Origin of the sequence: Nocardioides sp. NPDC057772, assembly GCF_042798075.1 — a bacterium.
In the GTDB taxonomy this organism is placed as follows: domain Bacteria; phylum Actinomycetota; class Actinomycetes; order Propionibacteriales; family Nocardioidaceae; genus Nocardioides.
In genome coordinates, this window is sequence record NZ_JBHVKN010000379.1 from 1 (window position 1) to 1,721 (window position 1,721).

1 protein-coding gene is annotated in these 1,721 nt (G+C 73.2%); it reads left to right on the top strand.

Annotated features, from left to right (window positions below):
- Positions 1 to 147 precede the first annotated feature (147 nt).
- Entirely contained in the window at positions 148 to 1,578 is a 1,431-nt protein-coding gene (locus ACFVJS_RS27860; RefSeq protein ID WP_378886784.1) for a hypothetical protein, read from the top strand.
- Positions 1,579 to 1,721: the final 143 nt, after the last annotated feature.

The following is a 1,721-nucleotide window of genomic DNA, read 5'->3' on the forward strand; positions in this document are numbered from 1 at the left end:
GTCGAGCCGGCCGTTGAGCCGGCCGATGAGCCTGCGGTTGAGCCCGCCGCGGCGTCGGCTGCCGAGCCTGCCGCCGCGGCCGTCGCCGAGCCGGTTGTCGAGCCGGTTGTCGAGCCGGTTGTCGAGCCGGTCGCCGAGGCTCCCGTGGTGGACCCGCTCTCCGACCCTGAACACGTCGTCACCGACACCGTGGAGGCTCCGGCCGCCGAGGTGGCCGAGCTCGCCGCCGAGGACGTCGAGGTCGGCAGCGACGTCGTGGGCGAGGTCGTCGAGACCGAGGCCACCGCCGCGACCGAGGGCGTCGAAGCCACCGACGAGATCCCGACCGAGGTCGTCGAGACCGAGGGCACGTACGAGGCGCCGCTCGAGGGCGTCGACGCCGAAGCCCCCGCCACCGAGACCACCGACGTGGTCGACGAGACGGCGGCCGAGGACGCCGTCGTCGCCGCGGCCGCTGACGGCGTGGCCGAAGGATCCACCGAGCGGGTCGTCGAGGGTGCGACCGACGAGGCCGTCGAGGGTGCGACCGACGAGGTTGCCGAGGCCGGAGAGGCGACCGAGGTCGAGGTCGACGCCGAGGACACCTTCGTCCCGGCTGACGCCGTCGAGTCCGCCGAGACCGACGCGGAGGTGTCCGACGAAGTCGCCGTCGCGGAGGTCCCGGTCGAGACCGAGGAGACCGCTGTCGAGGTCGCGGACGAGCCTGCCGCCGTCGAGGGTGGGCCGGTCGCCGAGGAAGCCGTGCTCGAGGAGGAGGACACCCCGGCCGAGCCGGAGGACGTTGTCGTCGCGTCCGAGTCCGGTGAGGTGACCGAGGCCGCGACCGACGCCGAGGCCGCCGACGTGACGGAGCCGGTCGAGGTCGAGGCGGAGGAGGCCACCGAGGCCGTCGAGGCTGCCGTCGAGGAGGCCCCGGTCGAGGCCGAGGAGGTCGAGGAGGTCGAGGAGGAGGTCGAGTCGGCCACCGAGCCGACCGACGCCGTCGAGGACGTCCCGACCGAGGTCGAGGCCGAGGCCGAGGCCGAGGCTGACACCGCTGACACCGCCGACACCGCCGACACCGAGGTGATCGTCGACGACGCGCCGACCGAGGAGACCACCGAGGAGGCCGCCGACGTATCCGCCGAGGAGGCCGCCGACGTACCCGCCGACGTATCCGCCGAGGAGGCCGCCGACGTACCCGCCGACGAGGTCGTGTCCGAGGCGCCCGCACCGGGCTTCGCGCCGGAGCCGGTCGCCGAGCCGGAGCCGACCGCCGACTCGACCCTGACCGGTGTGCTGCGCGTCGCTCGTGAGGAGCGCGGCAAGTCGACGGTGAGCGAGGGCCTCGTCGAGCGCCTGGTCCACCACATCGCGGCCAAGGTCGAGGGCGTACACGCCATCGACGACGAGGGCACCGTGGTCGACATCGTCGACGGCGTCGCCAACATCACCGTGTCCTACGTGATCGCCTACGGCACTCCGGCGAAGGCCAACGCCGTCGCGATCCGCACCCAGGTGATCGAGGCGGTCGAGGACTACTTCGACATCGACGTCGAGGCCGTGAACGTCAACGTGAGCGACTTCCACATCGCCTGAACCATGCCGACGGCGCCTCGGTTCGGGTGAGCGATCACCCGGACCGAGGCGTCGTACGCTGCGACTCCTGAGAGCGCCGACGAGCGTCGGCCCCCTCGAGGGCTGCGCCGATCGCGCGCATCTGCGCGTCCTCTCGCCCGCCC